The sequence below is a fragment of the Chryseobacterium vrystaatense genome (genome assembly GCF_000737765.1).
GTDB lineage: Bacteria > Bacteroidota > Bacteroidia > Flavobacteriales > Weeksellaceae > Chryseobacterium > Chryseobacterium vrystaatense.
In genome coordinates, this window is sequence record NZ_JPRI01000002.1 from 129,230 (window position 1) to 146,195 (window position 16,966).

The 16,966-nt window shown below is 36.6% G+C and carries 22 protein-coding genes; 1 reads left to right on the plus strand and 21 read right to left on the minus strand.

Features of this window, described 5'->3' with window-relative positions; all coding sequences use genetic code 11:
• Positions 1 to 10 precede the first annotated feature (10 nt).
• The 7 genes from IW16_RS05990 to IW16_RS06020 all read right to left on the minus strand — a co-directional run bounded on the left by IW16_RS05990 (position 11) and on the right by IW16_RS06020 (position 5,326).
• Positions 11 to 826: a hypothetical protein gene (locus tag IW16_RS05990; protein WP_034740982.1), complete on the minus strand. Its 816-nt coding sequence runs from the start codon at positions 824 to 826 to the stop codon at positions 11 to 13.
• Positions 827 to 869: 43 nt separating this feature from the next.
• Complete coding sequence (locus IW16_RS05995) at positions 870 to 3,056, minus strand: hypothetical protein (RefSeq protein ID WP_034740984.1); 2,187 nt, start codon at positions 3,054 to 3,056, stop codon at positions 870 to 872.
• Between the two features lie 17 nt (positions 3,057 to 3,073).
• The gene (locus tag IW16_RS25615) at positions 3,074 to 3,946 is read right to left on the minus strand and encodes a S49 family peptidase (protein ID WP_051889971.1); all 873 of its coding nucleotides are present in this window, start codon (positions 3,944 to 3,946) and stop codon (positions 3,074 to 3,076) included.
• A 105-nt stretch (positions 3,947 to 4,051) separates the two neighbouring features.
• On the minus strand, positions 4,052 to 4,246 hold the full coding sequence (locus IW16_RS26050) for a hypothetical protein (RefSeq protein WP_084694505.1): 195 nt from the start codon (positions 4,244 to 4,246) through the stop codon (positions 4,052 to 4,054).
• An 8-nt stretch (positions 4,247 to 4,254) separates the two neighbouring features.
• Positions 4,255 to 4,536, minus strand: coding sequence for a hypothetical protein (locus tag IW16_RS06010; RefSeq protein ID WP_131327846.1), 282 nt, complete (start codon positions 4,534 to 4,536; stop codon positions 4,255 to 4,257).
• A 101-nt stretch (positions 4,537 to 4,637) separates the two neighbouring features.
• Positions 4,638 to 4,859 carry a hypothetical protein gene (locus IW16_RS06015; RefSeq protein WP_034740992.1) on the minus strand — a complete coding sequence of 74 codons (222 nt, stop codon included), beginning with the start codon at positions 4,857 to 4,859 and terminating at the stop codon, positions 4,638 to 4,640.
• A 209-nt stretch (positions 4,860 to 5,068) separates the two neighbouring features.
• Positions 5,069 to 5,326: a hypothetical protein gene (locus IW16_RS06020; RefSeq protein WP_034740995.1), complete on the minus strand. Its 258-nt coding sequence runs from the start codon at positions 5,324 to 5,326 to the stop codon at positions 5,069 to 5,071.
• 191 nt (positions 5,327 to 5,517) lie between these two features.
• Here IW16_RS06020 and IW16_RS26565 point away from each other — a divergent pair, with 191 nt between their 5' ends.
• Positions 5,518 to 5,679, plus strand: a complete 162-nt coding sequence (locus IW16_RS26565) for a hypothetical protein (RefSeq protein WP_165571967.1) — start codon at positions 5,518 to 5,520, stop codon at positions 5,677 to 5,679.
• A gap of 30 nt (positions 5,680 to 5,709) precedes the next feature.
• Here the strand turns inward: IW16_RS26565 and IW16_RS06025 are convergent, their stop codons facing one another.
• From IW16_RS06025 to IW16_RS06090, 14 genes are all read right to left on the minus strand, one after another.
• On the minus strand, positions 5,710 to 6,267 hold the full coding sequence (locus IW16_RS06025; RefSeq protein ID WP_034740998.1) for an N-acetylmuramidase family protein: 558 nt from the start codon (positions 6,265 to 6,267) through the stop codon (positions 5,710 to 5,712).
• 88 nt (positions 6,268 to 6,355) lie between these two features.
• On the minus strand, positions 6,356 to 7,042 hold the full coding sequence (locus tag IW16_RS06030; RefSeq protein WP_034741001.1) for a DUF6808 domain-containing protein: 687 nt from the start codon (positions 7,040 to 7,042) through the stop codon (positions 6,356 to 6,358).
• Positions 7,039 to 7,350, minus strand: coding sequence for a hypothetical protein (locus IW16_RS06035; protein WP_034741004.1), 312 nt, complete (start codon positions 7,348 to 7,350; stop codon positions 7,039 to 7,041). The genes IW16_RS06030 and IW16_RS06035 overlap by 4 nt, the downstream gene beginning before the upstream one ends.
• Before the next feature lie 38 nt (positions 7,351 to 7,388).
• Positions 7,389 to 10,607, minus strand: a complete 3,219-nt coding sequence (locus tag IW16_RS06040; protein ID WP_034741007.1) for a hypothetical protein — start codon at positions 10,605 to 10,607, stop codon at positions 7,389 to 7,391.
• A gap of 110 nt (positions 10,608 to 10,717) precedes the next feature.
• Positions 10,718 to 11,260, minus strand: a complete 543-nt coding sequence (locus tag IW16_RS06045; protein ID WP_034741010.1) for a hypothetical protein — start codon at positions 11,258 to 11,260, stop codon at positions 10,718 to 10,720.
• Positions 11,253 to 11,693, minus strand: a complete 441-nt coding sequence (locus IW16_RS06050; protein ID WP_131327847.1) for a hypothetical protein — start codon at positions 11,691 to 11,693, stop codon at positions 11,253 to 11,255. Before IW16_RS06050 ends, IW16_RS06045 begins: the two co-directional genes overlap by 8 nt.
• Before the next feature lie 470 nt (positions 11,694 to 12,163).
• On the minus strand, positions 12,164 to 12,496 hold the full coding sequence (locus IW16_RS06055) for a hypothetical protein (RefSeq protein WP_034741016.1): 333 nt from the start codon (positions 12,494 to 12,496) through the stop codon (positions 12,164 to 12,166).
• Positions 12,497 to 12,527: 31 nt separating this feature from the next.
• The gene (locus tag IW16_RS06060; protein WP_131327848.1) at positions 12,528 to 12,980 is read right to left on the minus strand and encodes a hypothetical protein; all 453 of its coding nucleotides are present in this window, start codon (positions 12,978 to 12,980) and stop codon (positions 12,528 to 12,530) included.
• Positions 12,981 to 13,005: 25 nt separating this feature from the next.
• A complete protein-coding gene (locus IW16_RS06065) occupies positions 13,006 to 13,422 on the minus strand; it encodes a hypothetical protein (RefSeq protein WP_034741022.1) in 417 nt (138 codons plus the stop codon).
• A gap of 2 nt (positions 13,423 to 13,424) precedes the next feature.
• Positions 13,425 to 13,880, minus strand: coding sequence for a hypothetical protein (locus tag IW16_RS06070; RefSeq protein WP_131327849.1), 456 nt, complete (start codon positions 13,878 to 13,880; stop codon positions 13,425 to 13,427).
• Between the two features lie 73 nt (positions 13,881 to 13,953).
• Complete coding sequence (locus IW16_RS06075) at positions 13,954 to 14,550, minus strand: hypothetical protein (RefSeq protein ID WP_051889972.1); 597 nt, start codon at positions 14,548 to 14,550, stop codon at positions 13,954 to 13,956.
• Positions 14,551 to 14,555: 5 nt separating this feature from the next.
• Positions 14,556 to 14,744, minus strand: a complete 189-nt coding sequence (locus tag IW16_RS06080) for a helix-turn-helix domain-containing protein (RefSeq protein WP_034741028.1) — start codon at positions 14,742 to 14,744, stop codon at positions 14,556 to 14,558.
• 1 nt (position 14,745) lies between these two features.
• Positions 14,746 to 14,970 (minus strand): hypothetical protein, encoded by a 225-nt coding sequence (locus IW16_RS06085; RefSeq protein WP_034741031.1) that lies wholly within the window; start codon positions 14,968 to 14,970, stop codon positions 14,746 to 14,748.
• Complete coding sequence (locus IW16_RS06090) at positions 14,970 to 16,940, minus strand: DNA cytosine methyltransferase (protein ID WP_034741033.1); 1,971 nt, start codon at positions 16,938 to 16,940, stop codon at positions 14,970 to 14,972. The genes IW16_RS06085 and IW16_RS06090 overlap by 1 nt, the downstream gene beginning before the upstream one ends.
• Positions 16,941 to 16,966: the final 26 nt, after the last annotated feature.

The following is a 16,966-nucleotide window of genomic DNA, read 5'->3' on the forward strand; positions in this document are numbered from 1 at the left end:
ATTAATAATTTTAAGTTCTTAAAATCTCAATTAATTTCGTTTGAAAATCACTGGTTACAAATGATTCCAAAACAATACTGCTCCCTTTTATGGACTTCCATGGCCTATTTTCCCGGAGAATTATTTTTGTTCCTGTAATTAAAGTCATAAATCCCCCCATAGCATTATCTGAACCTATGAGAGTGATTTTTTTTCCAGGTGTCGAAAAATCTGAAACGCTTCCATCTGTAAACATTAGATCAGATCCCGAAGTAATATTATAGAGTCCTTCCGGAGGAAGATTCCCCATAGCTGGATTCCAGTATTTTATATTTCCTTCTGCATTCAAGGCCCCGCTGTAATGTAAATAAACATCCTCAGAAGGCACTTCCTGCTCAAAGGTAAATTCAAATTTACTCCCATCCTTCCCGCTTTTATGCGAAGATCTGAAAGTAAGCGGACAATTTGGAGTCCCTAAAAGCTTAGATTTATTAGTATTAATTCCTTCCGGAATAACTATTATAAAATCTAAATCCTGATTTTTCTTAGCGAATTCCAAGGCTTCAATCTCAGTGCCTGGATGAGTACCTATAAATTTCACTTTAAAGGCTCTGTTATCTTTTTCACCGACTGATTCATACGAATACTCCTGAGATGGGACAGTAACATAAAGCTTAACAACGACAGCTCCCGGCTTCAAAACCACATCTCCAATTAAGTTAACTTCTGTAGAGTCTGCCGGAGGAAAATAATGAATATCATCAGCCAAATATGCATATGCAAATTTTGACTTTTTCCCTGGGCCCCCTACGCCAACACGATTTTTATTTAAAACTTTTACTGCCACTTTATGATTTTTATAAAAAGGCTTCCTGGGAAGCCTTTAATTATTATCCTCTCGATGTTTCAAACCAAACGCCTTCAAATTTTCTCAATTTGATAAATTTAGTATCAGAATCAAGAACAGCATTTGATTGAACCACAATTTTTTCAGTTGCAGAAACCGTTAATGCATTTTCTGATCCGTAGATTGTCAGTTCTGCTCCTTCATTTCCTCCCACGATATCTTCCAATGTACCCGGAGAAGTACCTTCGTACTTTTGACGAGGTCCATCAGAAAGATCCAAGGCTAAATCATTGAATGTTTTCACGGCAGAAACGATACCAGGGAAATCACTATTTCTAGCAACTTCTTTATAATTACCATCAGCCTGAACAACCATTGTTATTGAATATGTTGTTTTAGGATTAAAATCAGTAGTAAGATCCAGATTACCTCCGTTACCTCCCGTTTTCTTCTTAATTACAGAAGATGTTGACATCTGCTGATTTCCTACAATTTTAACAACAGTTCCGGCCGGCATTCCCGTTAGCTTAACTACATCAGAAATAAGTTCCGGATGAACGTGAATTTTGTTATAATTGATCTCGATTGGAGAAGACATTACGCTGCCAAAAAGAGGAATTGAGACAGTATCATTAAATATCGGAGCATCGTTAACCCAGATGAATTGAGCAAGCCCTTTAAATTCAGCATTCGGTAATTCAAAACCCGAAAAAACAAATGCACAACCGAAACGGTAATCAGCGTGGAAAAATGTATCTCTTTTTAAATATTCAAATCTGTACTTCTCTTTTTCTTCAGGCAGGTATTCCAAGATTTCTACATTATCATCTGCAGTAATAAAGATCAGGTCAGTCCCTTCCAGATCTACCATCCCATAGAAAGGCAAATTCGGGTATCCGTCAATGTAGTTGATATCATTTCCGCTGTAGTCATTATTTTGGGAGTTGATAAACTTATAATTATCTTTTACTTTTACGATATTAGATGGTGACATATAAATTCTTCGCCCAGTTGCATTCCTTACCGCTAACGGTAGGCTTTCAACCATACCTTTGACATACTCATATGCATTAGCATTGATAAATTTCCCCAATGGAGAAATATACTGAGCTACAGTTTTCTTAATATTAACGAAAGAAAACAACTGATGTAGAACTCCTGACTGGGCATTTAAATAATGCCCTTTTGTCTTGATACCGGCAGGCGTAGGTACAAAAATCCCTTTAATAGCTCCTTCACGATCTTCCAGTCTCGCCTTGTCACTGATTTTTTTAAGAAGGAAAGCTACAAAGGTGTACTTGTACGGAGAAGATCCATCCATCTTATATATAGAAGCTAACCAAGAAGTCTCCAGCTCCTGTAGCTGGTACCCGGTGAATTCCATATCAATCTGAATTCTGTATATTCTTCTTTTTTCTGCAGCTAAGAATATTTCAAACCCAGGAATCCAATCAGGCTTTCTTGCTTGAGTCACGTTAGAAATATCCATCACAGCATCCTGAATCTGATCTACTACGCCAAACCTTTTCTCCCAGAATTCCGGTAAACCATATTTTTCAATATACAGATCTCTGATGAAACCCGGATTCTGAACCTGATATTCTTTAAGATCTTCATTTAACCTCGTAATAGTTGAAACATCTGTAAAATCAGTTTTACCTGCTGTTTTTAACCCAGCCGCTTTAGCATTCCAATTTCTTCCTTCGAAAGAAAATAATTTTGCAGAAGCTTCAGGCATACTTCCAAACAAATGAGTCGCTGAGGAAAGCGAAAGGGCCAATGCGGTTCCTACTAAAGCTTTATTCATAATACTTTTTACTGATAATTCATTTTCAGGTTCTCCTTTAAGTTTTTCAATAGTAGCCTGCTGTTCAGCTACTAATTTTCTTAAATCTTCTGAAGAATTTTTGGGAGATTCGGAGGGAGAATCAGTCGGAGACTCTTCCGTTACAGGATCTCCAGTCGTTTTCCCAGCAAGGATATCCAACACGTTTTGCTTTTCAGCTACTTTTGTGGCATCGTCCTCCTTTTTAGCTGCAGCAACCAACGCAAGATGACTGTTTACATTCTTCATTACACTCTCATACTGATCACCAGGAAACTCTTTTTTTAACTCCGCATCCTGAGCAGCATTTAACGCAAGTTTACCATCGTCTCCCGTTGGTAACTCTTTCAAATCCAAAGCTGAAAGGACATAAGCCACTACAGCCGAATAGATCGGTTTTTTCATCGTTATTAAAATTTATTTTAGTTATTATTTATTTCTCCCAATGCTTTTGCGAGATCAAAAGCCTTTTTCTCATTTCCAATACTGTGAATCATTTTGAATTTTAAAGCATCTTCTGCATTGAAATTGTCAGCCTTGAATATTCTGTCATCTGATGCAATGTCAGGAAAGGCTTCTTTTACATCTGCTACAAAAATATCCCTGATAGGCTTTTGCTCTGCCTTTAGTCTTTCAATAAATTCCTTATCCTTCCCTGCGTAGAAGTCCTGCATAGCCTGGTTTTTAAAGTCAGAACCAGGTGCATTGATAATCATAATGCTATACCCCTCTTTTTTCATTGCTTCTCTGGCATCAACAAAAATGGCCGTAACCCCGATTGAGCCAAATCCAGAAGAAATATTTCCTTTCGCCATCACATGATCAGCTAGAATGGCGGCAATCCAATAATGGAGTGAGTAGCAATCATTACACAAAGCAACAATTGGTTTTTTCTTTTCGCTCTTGAATTCTTTAAAGGCATTAATCGCAGAAACGGCTCCCCCTGGACCATCGATATCCAAAACAATTGCCGATACCTTGTCATTACTATTCAACTTTCTTAAAGCAAGTAAATAATCATTGGCACCATAGCTACAATAATCTCCATATGCCAACATAGGTCCCGTCATCTGAATATATCCTATTTTCTTTTCTTCTTCTTCAACACCAGCTATAGGTCCTCCTCCAACATTCCCTCCCTCATACATAGCATTGAAAGCATTTCTATCAACAGACTGCCCAATTATTTCCCCTTGCAAAATTCGGTTTCCCAATTTTTCATATTCAGCAATTGACGCCCAATTCATCAACCATTTACCGCGTAAAATCTCGAAAGCAAGTGTATTTGTATTCATGGTAATATTTATACCGCAAAGATGTAGGAGGAAGGAAAAAAAAGTTGTGACGCATAAAAAAGGCATCCGTAAACCGGATGCCTTTAAAAAACTATATCTTAACTTCTACCTTAAAGTTTTTGAAACTTTCAAAATGTGTTTTTTTATCGCTTCGAAATCTGAATCTGTAAACTTATTATCATTTTCCATTTTCATCTTTTTGTATGATGCTGATAAACTTACTGATAATATTTCTGCAATTTTTTTTGCCTGCATTCCAAGTTCAGTTATAATCTTTATTGTTTTTTCGTGTGTATTCATAGTAAATATTATTTAAGATCAATTTGCCCGAGGATAATTCTTGACTTGTACCATTTTCCAGCACGTTTCAAAATACTAATTATGTATTCAGGTTTATAGTCTTCAATGTTAAAATTTACATCATCAAGAACAAAGTAAAACAGTTTCTCTTTTATTATTATCTCAAATTCCAATTCATCCCGTAAATGTTCATTTTTCGAATCAAATTCAATAATTCGGATCTTGATTTTAGGAACAAGATTATGTAGGATTATACTTTTATTCTGATCAAAAAACGTAAATTTTTCCATTTTTAATTTTAACATTAATATAACAAAGAAAAAGCTTTTGAAAATAATAAGAATATATTTCCACATTTTTTGTTAAAAAGCCCCTCTTACGAGGGGCCTTTTTATTTACCAGCCTGATTATCAAGCTCTGCAATGCATTCATACAACTTGTCTAATTCAGACCTACTCATTCCATTAAGACGAAATACTGAACCTGTAATCCTGTTTGAAACTGTTATGTAGTAAACAGGTCCCTTTTTTGAGTTTCCATGACCTACAATTCTTTCCACTTTAAACGATCTGTACTCGTCAAAATCTCCTTGGACTTCTGCACTCTTTGCCATTTTTTTAATCCCTCTATTTTCTCATTGGGGTTCGGTGTTAAATTGTTGTCAAATTATTTTGACTTTGTAAATCTACAACTAAATAATTATCCGTGCAAATATTTGCACGGTTTTTTTTAAAAAAAAGACTTTTCTTTACTTACGCTTTTTTTTGATCATGCCTCTTTTTTGTATAAAACCCTCATAATTTCCTCTGCCCTTGTCGCACTCTATTTAAACCTATCTTCTATTTCTGGAAGCTTTGGCCAATTCACGTACTTTAACCACAATTTAGCAATCTTGTTTCCATTAAGTTCAACTGATTGCGGTTCAACCTCTATTCTTGTAATCATATGAGGTTGATATCGATATTCCATCGCCCTTTTCTTCTGCTCAGAAAAAAACACATCAATTTCCTGCTTTTTCTTAACTGTCTGTATTCTCAGAAACTCATCAGTTAATTTAACTACAACTCCCGTAATTTCCATGCATCAAAATTGATACAAATTGAAACATTTACAAAATTTAAACTGATACTTTTTATATCATTTTTAATTTTTACAGGATTGAAGGGCGTGTTTGAACACGTTTATTAGTCATAAATGGGATGCAACATTTTTGCTGATTTACTTTTATTACGTTATTTTATTTCGTAAATTGATATTAAATAATTAAGAAAATGGCAAAAAAGACCGGTAAAATTGTATTTAAAGGCGGAAGTATCAAAGCAATGCTTAATGGAAAGTTGGCTGAATTAAACAAGAAATATAAAATTGACTTAGATAAAGCCGATCATCGATTGACTAAATGCACAGAGAACCCCGATACAAAAGGGTGTTAATTCAAAATAAAAGCCTCTTAATTGAGGCTTTTATTTTGAAAACTTATTATAAGCAGCTTGCATTTTCACATCATAGTTATTCGCTTTATATCCGGGACCGTTGTAGCCCTTCGCGAAGGCTGCCCAATTTTTATTCCGGAGGTGGCCCTGAAGACCGAAAGCTTTAATATATCTGACAAATGCATCCAGATGGCCAGCTTCTGACTCATACATTTTATTGATGAATTCCTGCAGAGTTTTGTAACCGAGTTTTTGCCAGTTATCCCCCATCACCTGGAACCTCCCCCAGGAACATGACATCAAAGCTGCTTCTCTGTTTAATTCAGATGCTCTTTGAAGCTTAAGATGTTGATCAGATTCTTTGCCGTAACCTCCGGGTGCTTTATTACAAAGATCAGGATGTGAAACAGCATACTTGCCATTTGTGTACTTGTAGAATCTGTGACGCTCAAATAGGATCTTCGGTTCTCCGGATGGAAGAAATCCCGATCCCCGACTCTCAACTTCAGCAACCGCTTTTATCGCTGCTACTTCGCAGCCTAACTCTTCTGCAGCATTTATATAATCTTGTTCAGTTAGTGCTTTCATTTTTTAATTATTTCGTCGATTAGTATTTTAAAACAGAAACCAGTCCCGGCTCCCATTAGATATAGTGTTAGATAGAATGTTACTTCTGTCATAGTCGGACCAAATTGTAAGAAACCCCAAGCCCGAAGACCGGATAAAACTGATTCGCTGCAGGAACATAATAATATCCGGCTTGAATTCCGAGCCCGAACCGCTTAGGCTTGACGTCAATTCGTTTTTTGAAATGCTCCACTCCATTTATTTTCATATTCTTATCTGGTGAGGATATATCGATGTAAGTGTTTTCTTTTCCCAGGAGCCATTTCCGGTCCTGATACTTTACAATATCAACGATTGCATTATACTTATAATCAACGGTACTATCTGCTGTATTTGAAACTATCTGAAGGTATTTATTTTCATAATAAATCCGGTCCTTCTCCCGCTGGATCTTACTGGCTTTTAATTGCCCTTCAAGTACAAACTTTGCTCTTGTCAACTCATCAATCTTTTCGGTTGCTATATTAAGAGCCGGGGCAAGTGTATCCTGAACATAGGTTACATAATTTTTTGACACATAGTTCTTAATTATTTCACCTTCTTTTTGCCGAAAATTACCATGTAAAGTACTATCAACTTTGTTCATCCATGTATATAGTGCTATACTATCTCTATCTTCCTTTGATTCTTTATCTATCCTATCCTTCCTATCCAAACTAAACCATCCTGTGAATAGATTTGAAATTAATAGGATAAGCGCCAAAATCAAAATCGCTATAAATGCTTTATTTTTCATTTCGCTTGATTTAAGATTTGTTTTGCCTGCTCTTGAGTTTGCTCCCTCAGAGTGCTGTCGGCTTGTTTTATTGTTTCCTGTTGTATAAACCCAGCTTTCATTAAAAGTTCATCTTTCAATTTGTCTTTCTCTGCCCTTTCCTTTTCATATAATTCTTTCCAATATTGCTCTGCATCACTGCTTTTGCTCATGTTAATAAAATAGGTTGTCCAAAACATCAGGAAGAATACAGCTGCAACAAAAGCAATTGGATTCTTAACAATGAGCTGCTGAAATCGTCCTATTTGATTTATGTTTGGATTCGCCATTTCATTTTATGAGATTTCTAATTATAAATTCTTTCATTTTACACAAGTCCAAATAATTCCTCTTTGTTTCCGTCAAATTGCGCAAATCTAATCTGGCAATGAAGTGTAGGTAGGTTTTGCGCTATAACAAAAGACATATATGTTTTTCCTTCTGTCTCAATTATATGAGGCGTTGCGACCTGATCTACCGCATACGCATTTTGGGACTCCAACTCGTCTATCACGTCTAAAACTAGTTTTTTATTGACCCAATTAACAGGTGCCCCAATATCGAAACATTCCGCGTATATAATCGATGAAGGCAAATTACCCGCTACCCCGGTAGCTGCATGGTATACAACCATCCAACGATCATTATTTGAAGACCTCATTATTTTAAGACCACCATAAGTCCTACCCGCAGCGACCTGTAACGAGGATAGTTTTTGGACATTAGTCCATCCTGTTTCCCAGCTTGTGGACCTAACTAACCACATTTCCCACATGGGATTACCGGCAGGGCGGCCTTCTATGATTCCATAATAATATCCGTCAGAGTGTTTTTCGGGCCAAAAACCAACGTTGGCCATAGTTGGTACTATCGGCGGGAAGTCGGCTACTTTTGTGAAATTTTTTCCGTCCATAGATTTGAATATATACCCACCGGCGCCTAGTTGTGTGTAATCAGCAGCGGCAATGATATAAACTGCACCGTCTTTAACACCTGCCCATGACGACGTTGCTACGGTTACCCCGGCTTTATTTCGTTTCCCGCCTATGACGCAGTCATCTGTATACATCATGTATCCGCCGTCGACTCTGCTGGATATTGCAAGGCCAATTCCTGACTCTATGAAAATATTCGGATCGGATATACCAACGGTAAAATATAGGTAGTATTGGTCTTTAAACTTTATTACGTTCTGCTCTCCCATCACATCAAAACCATGCGCATTATTAACTAGAAAATTGTCACCCACTGGGTAACCCTCTTGCGGAAAAAGTTTGTCTTCGGGCGATGGCATTCCGTAAGGGTTATTGTTTGCCGTCCATTGCGCCACCCTGTCAAGTGATATTTTACGATTCCAAAACGCTGCTGATTTTACCACCTGCCCGTTATCCTGGTTAAGCGTAAAATTAAATGACGTCATTTTTCTGTTTACGTTATGAACGCCCATTTCGCGGTTATCTATAATTGCTCGGATAAAAAATGCATCTGCTGTGATCACTACGTTTATTGTCTTGCCCTCATAATCGTAGGCGATCGAGTTGCCTGCAAAAGCAAAGCCTACACTACCCGCTGCTAAAGTCACAGTAAAGACGCCATAATTAATGGTGCATATGGTTTTACCTGTGGGGTATTTTGCCGCAGGCATTTTTACGCTAAACGCGAAAGACCATATGTATTTTGCGTCGAAAGTTTTGAAATTTCCCGCCCAGTTAAGTCCCATTTTTGAAACGGTGTTATTGCCGAAAACATCTGGTTTATTGATGTCAGGAAAAAAAGAAACCACACCTGGATCAGCCTGTCTAAGCTTTGCATTATTGGTAATCTTATCTATTCTACGTGCTTCATAGATTAAAGGTTCTTCTTTCTTAACTATGACTTCAGCGAAGGACTTTACCTTAATAACTTCACCAGACTTCCAAACTTCTAACCCAATATTCCCCACCTGCGCTATTGTACCATTGGAGGAGTAATATAAACCATCTCCGCCTTCCACATAAGCTAAAGCTGATGAACTAGTCCCGGTGCTGTAGCATATAACGTCACCAACAAGCGCAGAAAACGATACAGAAACATCATTCCACCCAGCCACCAAAGGCACATTCTGCACAATAGTAATCATAGCGCCTGATCTTCGGGCTAAAAAAGTTCCTGTTCCTGCATTACTAACTAAAACACGCAATTTTGTTACTACTACAGGCGTCTGAATAACCCAAGTGCCGATCGAATTGCCGGTGTTTGCTGGCACATAATTACTGAATACAGTTGTGGACAGGTCCTTGCTGATTATAGGATTATTCGCCAGTTTTTGACCTGTACTATTAAAAGCAGTTTCCGTAAATCTATTTTTTTCGTCAAGAAGGAAGTCATAACGATCAGCCGCAGCCATCATCGTTGATGATTCGCTATTATTAGTTGGGTCAAAAATCTTTTTAGCTTGAGCCATAAGTAATCTGTCTACCGGTTCCCATGATGAGCCATTAAAGTAAAATCTAGTAAAATTAGCAGAATCAGCCTTAAGGTTCCCGCAATTAGGATAATTTGTTCCCGGAAAAGCAGAAGCTATCTTGGGTGTATACCAGCCTTTTCTCCAACCTGTAGATGGAGGTAATGTATCCGGGCTAATTGTTCCATGATCATCTAAAACATAATCCCCAGACTTCACCAATTTTTCATTGCCTTTGTCTGTTTTAATAAAAATGTCATTTCCAATTCTGAAAACACTTCCTTTTTTAGTATCAGATGGAGAATCATTCAATATAAAAGAATCTGATCGGATATTCCCAATAACATCCAAAGATTCTGTCGGGTTATTCTTATTTATACCAACCTTTGCCAAGCCAAGATTATTAAAAAAATTGAGAAAATAACTTTTCAAATTAAAATTACGATTATCACTAAGTGATAAATCAGCATTTCCTAAATTTTTACCATCGCTACCTAAAATGTTCCTTAGATTGGCCTTCTGAGCTTCAGTCAAATTAGAGCCATCTAATTTCATATAGTCTTTTAATTGATCTAAAAAATCTCCCATATCTACTTCTATGTTATTATTTAATGTAATTAACCCTATATAGAGTTGATAAACTGTATCAGAACCTATTTCCTGTTCGAAAACAAAATTGAATTTTTCTCCTGCCTTTTCACTTTTATGTGAAGAAGTGAAAACCAGTGGAGCATCTGGTGACCCCAGAACCTTTACACCTTTATCGCAGGAGGGAATAAGTACAACAAATCCTTCCTCCAGATAATTTTTTGAGAATTCCAACGCCTCCTGCTCGGTGCCTGGATGAGTTCCATTAAATTTCACTTTGAAATTTTTAGAGTCTGGATCGCCGATTGTTTCGTAAGAATATTCCTGACTGGATGTTGTAAGATAGATCTGGATCATACCAGTATTCTCTTTCATAATGATATCATCGATAAGAGCAATTCCCCGATGATCCGCTACAGGGAATTTTTTGATATCGTTCACCGAGGCCAAATAAGCAAATCTCCTTCTAAGAGGGGCTGATCCTGTTCTCACTTTCTGCAGAATATTGAATCTCATTCTTTAAATAGTTTACACAAATTTTCAACTTCAGCTGACATTTTATTGTGACGCACAAAAAAACCGCCTAATGGCGGTTTAACACACAAATAAAAACTATATGAAAAAAATTAGTTTCGAGATAACCTTCCTTGAAGCTGAGCACATACACCACCTCCATCTTTCATCCGGTAATATAACTTACGGAGTTGCATTTGCGAAAACCCACACTCAAAAAGATCATATTTATCAATAAATTTCAAAATTGCTTTTGAAATATTCTCTTCATCATCCTTATAAGCAATAACGTAGCTATAAAATACAGTCCTAAACTGTTGTTCAATAAGATCGTTTACCTCTTCCTTAAATTGGTCTGGTAAAAACACAAAGCTTTTGCATAAATTCTCTACTTTAAAAAACTTTCCTTGAGCTATCCATCTGCGACGAGTTGTATTTTTAATTTCCAGAAAAAAATTAAATTTTTCAACATTCCTTACTGGGTAATCAATTTTATCCAATCTTTCAATAATAAATCTTCCAATAAGGGAATCTTTGGAAAGATCAAATGTTTTACACTTAAACCCAGCAAAAGTTTTCTCTGTCCCTTTAAGTTCTTTAATAAGGAAAAATACAAGGTGAGGTCGGAGTGTTAATGGAATAATATTGCTATTCATTTTTCAGTTTGAATGGTAAAAGCCGTGATACGGATATAGAATAACCAACAGTCATAAGACTCGTTTGAATTTCAGCCTCCATAGGCTTATTCAATGCAATATCATTTTTGTTTAACCGGACCACCTCTCCAGTATTAAGAGTAAACCTGACCTCAGATATGTACTTAAATCTTTCCAAAAATTCTTCACATCCTAAATAGTAAGGAAATGTAAAATCAAATTTAGCAACATAATAAGGCCCAGCATTCGCACCTTTAGAGTCTTGAGATAGCGAAATTGAGGTTATGGTAAAGTAAATATCATTGTACTCCACTGGAATAGTTTCGTCTGTAAAACCATCCGAAGGATTAATAAGAAAAGATCCCTCATCCAGAGCAGAAACCAATTCTGCTTTTATGATAAACCTAAATTTAAATTTACGTAAGTAATTCACTGTGTTTCAAAATTCTAAAGTAAATATACTACATTTTCATGTAAAGTAAACAATTTGTTTTCGAAATGGAAACAAAACAATAAATCGATGTTTTTTTTGTAAGTCTGTAATCATGTAATAACTAAATGATTATCAGTTATTTGTATTTTAATAAAGCTTGTAATACCACGAAAGAGGATTTGTAAGAGTTTTGTAATACTCTTTTTTATTACAATTATTTTGTAATTACTAATTAAGTATTACAAAAAATAAAATATACTGTAAGCCCTTACAATTCGGGGTTTTTGGTTCTTAATTACAATATTACAAAAATAAATAAATTTTATGGTGGGGTATGGGGATGGTTGGAAGCTTGCCCCGCCCCTTTCTTTTAGCAAGAATTTTGGAAATGTAAATTAAACCCCTGAAAATCGAGCAAAAAAAATCCCGGTGATATAGATATCACCGGGAGGATTCTCAGACAACTTAAATTAATACGGAAGATCGTCTTCTTCATCACTGCCTACTTCATTCGAAACGGATTCTGGAGAAGCTTCTACAGCTTTTGGCTTTTTATATTTAAGATTACCAATGAATGCCTTGTTTTCACTTTGGAATTCTTCTTTGTTCTGAACCTGAATTGAGGCGTTGTGCTGATACTGATCAGCCTCTTCTTTTACCCAGACATTGATGTCAACCATTAAACGCTTCCCTTTGTTCTTAAAATCAACCCAGGTGGCTTTTACTTTGCCGGTTTTCAAAGCATCTCTTAGTTCGGTATAATCTATTTGACCGTAAAATGATAGTGGTTTATTGTCGCTCATAATTTGTTTATTTTAAAATATTTAATGATTTTTAATGACTTGCTTGCTTGATCCAGCCATACTCTATTTGCTTTTCAACTGAAAGTCCCATGAATGGTACTGCATAGCCTTTACTTTGTAAGTATTGATACGTTTCCAAAAGAGGAAATCTAATAAAAGACCCATTTATATAATGACAACGCCAATATTCTTCCCCATAATTGAAGGATCCTTCTGGATTTTCTTCATCTCCAACTCCTTCTATGTTGTCAATTATAATTTTGTCTTCATCACTTATCATTGAAAGAGGCTTTAGTTCTAAGGCTGTATGTTCGACCTCTGGAATCCATCCACTGCACTCAATCCCTTTTAAACTAACAGAAACTAAAGTCGTGTGAATGATATCATTTCCATTTTCAGTCCTGAAAGAATCTGAATCAATAATCATATTTTGCCCTAAATGTTGAGCATAAAATTTTAATCTGTTTTCTAATGTATTTTCCATCTTAATTACAATGATTGATTTTTTATTATAAATGTCCAAATGCACGAGCTGCAGCTACACCGATCTCATACAGATCTCCCTGGTCTTCTTTAGAACCTTCAGGACTTAGATCGTAAATGTTTTCAATCCTGGTATTCAATCCATCCCACTTTTCAGCTTTAATAATTAATGTTTCCAGATCAGTTTCCGGATCAATACCTACTTTTGTTTTTTTCAGGCGACCTCCTAATCTTCTTACAGTATCAATGGCTTCGGATAATTCTTCCTTCATTTCCTCGATCTCTTCATCCATTTTAATTTCTCCTTTTTCAAGCTCGTAGCAGTTCACGCAAAATGTTGTATTCGGATACCATTTCTGGGACCCATATCCATCGTTTAAATCAAATAGTTCCCCGCAATGAATGCAAGGTGTTGGCATTTCCATTTCTTCAAAATCTTCCATAATTAAAAAGTATTTGTTTTTCTTTGTTGTAAGTATTCTTTGTGAATTTTTATTCGGTGGTGAAAATCAATAATAAGAAGGAGAAAATCTTCTAATGTTTTGGGGACCTCTTTGTAGGTATGTTCGAGATCAAAATATCCAAAATCTAAAAACCCTTCTGGGCGACAGGAACCCCTTGGCAGAAAAGTTATCTCAGTATCTTCCCATTTGAAGACTCCATAAGGCGGAGAATCTCCATAGTAAAACCGAACACTATCTTTATAAATATCAAAATCAAAATCTCCTATTATTCCAAAATCATAATATGGCTGTCCGTTTTCTCCTTCTTCATTCCAGCCCCAATGTTCACATTTTGTAAAGTTTTGGGTGGAATTATTAAAGACTTCCAGTTCGTCTATAAGGTCAGCTTTGAAGGGTAATTTGGGAGAAAGCTTCGTTTTTATAATGGTTTCATTCATAGGAAAATCTTTTGAATTATAAATATTGCGATTAGAATCACCACACATACTAGTATTGTTTTTTCCGAATATTTCATTGAAGAAAGTTTTCTGGTTTTTCAATTATTTCATATTCATAAACCCATACCCATGGATTTTCTCTCCAAGAATCAACCCCATTGATATGCTCCCAAATAGACTGGAAAGCTCTGGAGGCTTTTCTATAGGCTCTATGAACGAATATCTTTTTATTTGGATGCGGAGCGCCTTTATATTCTCCGAATGGTCCATCCAGTGAACAACCTTCAGCTATTGCATCGGCCTCAGATATATCTTGCAATCTCTCACAGCGAACATTTCCAACTTTCAAGAATGTTCTGGCTGCCTCTTTTGGCATATGAATGGAAGGCTTCCAACCTCCTTTTGGTTTATCATGTTCTAAAGAACAAACATTTGCTTTATAGATAAATCCTAAAGGGGTTTTGGCAAAGGTTTCTCTAACCCATACAACATCCCCAGGTTGATATTTTGATGTTCTTATAATCCAATCAGTAATATTTTTTTTATGATGGAAAGCGTGTTCTAAAAAGCCAAAATGCATTTCATTAATAACTCTTCTGGTCATGGTTTTTGCTCCACTCACATTAGCCTGAACCATGTCCGTAGAAAATAAAATTGGTTTTGTTTTCATATTGTTTATTTATAAAGTTTTGCGATTTCTTTTTTGAATTTTGATCTTATAGCAATTTGATTGTTTTGGGAGGGCCTGTTTTCTCCGGAAAGCCACTTTTGGATAGTGTTGGTGTTCACTCCGATTTCATCAGCAAATTGCTTTGAGGTTCTTCCGGAAGACTCTAATATCCGGGTAATAAATTCTTTTCCCATATCATGATTTTTTATCTCCGAGAAGATCTCCTCCGTAAATAATCGTCTGCTGCTGCAGCTTAACTTCTCTTTGAATTTTCTGAGTTATTATAATGTCTTTTTGCTTCTCTAAAGCTTTTAAGAGACCACAAAGATTTGTAAGATCCTCAATGCTTTTACTGTCTTTTGTTAGAGTTAAAATCATTTTTTCGGAATATTTCGGAGGGAGTTTATTTTGATCTTTCATTATGCTACTTTTCGATGTTCAAACAGTCGTTTTGCGGTTGCCTCGCAAATTTTCCTTGCCATTGTTACTTCCACCGCGTTACCGATGAATTTTTTCTGGTCCGCTTGGGTTCCAATCAGTACATAATCTTTCGGAAATCCCATGATTTCTTTTAGTTCTTGAATCTTCAGCATACGCATTTTGATATCCATCAATCCATAATGAGCCATGAATTCTTTGATCTTCTGCAACATGGGTGAATCAGTTCCGTAGATTTCATAAACAACGACGTTTCCTTCAACTTGAATAAAAGGCTGCATTTGTTCTTCTTGGCTAATTTCAACCAGGTAAGGCGGTGTTTTATCCATTCTTGCTATCAGGGTGAAACACGGCTTGTCCAGATCATTTCCGATTCTGCTATATTGAGCGTCCATCAGGTAATGCCATTTTCTGTTTGCTGTGATTGTCGGTGCGGGATCTTCCACGGCACTTCCGACATTTTTAAAATTGGTGTTCATGATCCATTCAGCGGAAACCTTTGCATATTTGGGATTTACTGTTAATGCTCCCAGAACTGTTTCAACGGAAGATGGTTTGCTTTTTCCAAACTGCTGATCAATGAAAGATGTTCCCACCAGCGCAAAACGATCTTTTGTTAAAACGGTGGGGCACGGCTGATCCAAGTCTTTTGGTTCATCCTTGTAATTGTAAGAAACAAGATATTTAGGATGAATAAAAGCAAGACGATCTTTCGTTGTTACAGTTGGAGAAGGATCTTCCGGGGAATGAATTCCACCATTTCCGTAATAAGTTGAAAGAAATTGTGGCTGCACCAACGCGTGACTATCTATTGTTTTAATAGTTCCAGCAGGACCTTCAACAGATATGTTTTTATGTTCTGGCTTTCCAGAAAAATATTTTGAAAGGAAATTGCATTCAACCTTTGCAAATCGGTTATTCGTTGTTACTGCATTGCAGGATTCTTCAACACTTTTCACTCGGTGCTCCGGATTCCCAGAATTGTATTGAGCTATAAAATTAGCACTCACAACTCCTAATCTTCCCTGACATGATACAGTTGGACATGGATCTTCAATGCTTGGCGGGATATGCTTTCTGGTTTTCCCATTGATTGAGTTATATTTTAGAATCCATTTATCTTTTCCGCCAGCAACAAACTTAATAAGGCCGTGATAGATCCTTTCAAGCGTTGCTTCAACAAGATCTTTTTTTCGTCCGAAAATGGAAATACCTTCATCATCGAAATCCAGCACCTCTTTAACCGGTCTCCACTTTTCCAAACTTTCAAACATTCCAGTAACTGGATTTTTTGATTGCGTGGGTTCAGGCCAAACCATTGGAAATTCCGGTCTATTAAATTGTGCAAAAAATCTTTTACGGCTTGTTAGTGCCCCGAAGTCAGCGGAGTTTAGAATACGGTAATCGTAAGCATATCCAAAGCCCTTGATGTGATCAACCCACATCGTATAAAGTCTTCCTTTGTCTTTACTTATTGGCTTCCCTTTTTCGTCCAAATCCCCCCAGCTCATGAATTCTTCAACATTTTCAATCTGAATAGAATCAGGACTGATTGCTTCAATGTATCGGTCGAGGTGTTCTGCAAGTGTTCTACTGTCAGCATCGCGGGCAAGACCGCCTTTTGCCTTACTGAAGTTTGTACATTCAAGAGAAGCCCAGAGCACAAGCTTTGCAAAAGGATATTGCCTTTTCATTTCTCCTACGTATTCAACCAGCGGGCCTAATTCCAATGTTCTTATATCTTCTGTGAAGTGAAGTGATTCAGGGTGATTTTCAGCGTGTGAGGCTATTGCATTTGCATCATGATTTACGCATGCAATGACCTTTGCGCATTTCTCCCCATGGATCTTTGCGGTTTCAACACCGGTAGACGTTCCGCCGGCTCCGCAGAATAGATCAACATACAAAAGGCTTATTGCGAGAGATCCAAGATTTATAAATTTGTTTTTCATTACAGTATTACATTTTTACATTAATA

Bases quoted from the DNA above. Each gene is read 5' to 3' on its own strand.
- IW16_RS05995 (WP_034740984.1), bottom strand. From the start codon at position 3,056: ATGAAAAAACCGATCTATTCGGCTGTAGTGGCTTATGTCCTTTCAGCT.
- IW16_RS25615 (WP_051889971.1), bottom strand. From the start codon at position 3,946: ATGAATACAAATACACTTGCTTTCGAGATTTTACGCGGTAAATGGTTG.
- IW16_RS26050 (WP_084694505.1), bottom strand. From the start codon at position 4,246: ATGAATACACACGAAAAAACAATAAAGATTATAACTGAACTTGGAATG.
- IW16_RS06010 (WP_131327846.1), bottom strand. From the start codon at position 4,536: ATGGAAAAATTTACGTTTTTTGATCAGAATAAAAGTATAATCCTACAT.
- IW16_RS06015 (WP_034740992.1), bottom strand. From the start codon at position 4,859: ATGGCAAAGAGTGCAGAAGTCCAAGGAGATTTTGACGAGTACAGATCG.
- IW16_RS06020 (WP_034740995.1), bottom strand. From the start codon at position 5,326: ATGGAAATTACGGGAGTTGTAGTTAAATTAACTGATGAGTTTCTGAGA.
- IW16_RS26565 (WP_165571967.1), top strand. From the start codon at position 5,518: ATGGCAAAAAAGACCGGTAAAATTGTATTTAAAGGCGGAAGTATCAAA.
- IW16_RS06025 (WP_034740998.1), bottom strand. From the start codon at position 6,267: ATGAAAGCACTAACTGAACAAGATTATATAAATGCTGCAGAAGAGTTA.
- IW16_RS06030 (WP_034741001.1), bottom strand. From the start codon at position 7,042: ATGAAAAATAAAGCATTTATAGCGATTTTGATTTTGGCGCTTATCCTA.
- IW16_RS06035 (WP_034741004.1), bottom strand. From the start codon at position 7,350: ATGGCGAATCCAAACATAAATCAAATAGGACGATTTCAGCAGCTCATT.
- IW16_RS06040 (WP_034741007.1), bottom strand. From the start codon at position 10,607: ATGAGATTCAATATTCTGCAGAAAGTGAGAACAGGATCAGCCCCTCTT.
- IW16_RS06045 (WP_034741010.1), bottom strand. From the start codon at position 11,260: ATGAATAGCAATATTATTCCATTAACACTCCGACCTCACCTTGTATTT.
- IW16_RS06055 (WP_034741016.1), bottom strand. From the start codon at position 12,496: ATGAGCGACAATAAACCACTATCATTTTACGGTCAAATAGATTATACC.
- IW16_RS06060 (WP_131327848.1), bottom strand. From the start codon at position 12,980: ATGGAAAATACATTAGAAAACAGATTAAAATTTTATGCTCAACATTTA.
- IW16_RS06065 (WP_034741022.1), bottom strand. From the start codon at position 13,422: ATGGAAGATTTTGAAGAAATGGAAATGCCAACACCTTGCATTCATTGC.
- IW16_RS06070 (WP_131327849.1), bottom strand. From the start codon at position 13,880: ATGAATGAAACCATTATAAAAACGAAGCTTTCTCCCAAATTACCCTTC.
- IW16_RS06075 (WP_051889972.1), bottom strand. From the start codon at position 14,550: ATGAAAACAAAACCAATTTTATTTTCTACGGACATGGTTCAGGCTAAT.
- IW16_RS06080 (WP_034741028.1), bottom strand. From the start codon at position 14,744: ATGGGAAAAGAATTTATTACCCGGATATTAGAGTCTTCCGGAAGAACC.
- IW16_RS06085 (WP_034741031.1), bottom strand. From the start codon at position 14,970: ATGAAAGATCAAAATAAACTCCCTCCGAAATATTCCGAAAAAATGATT.
- IW16_RS06090 (WP_034741033.1), bottom strand. From the start codon at position 16,940: ATGAAAAACAAATTTATAAATCTTGGATCTCTCGCAATAAGCCTTTTG.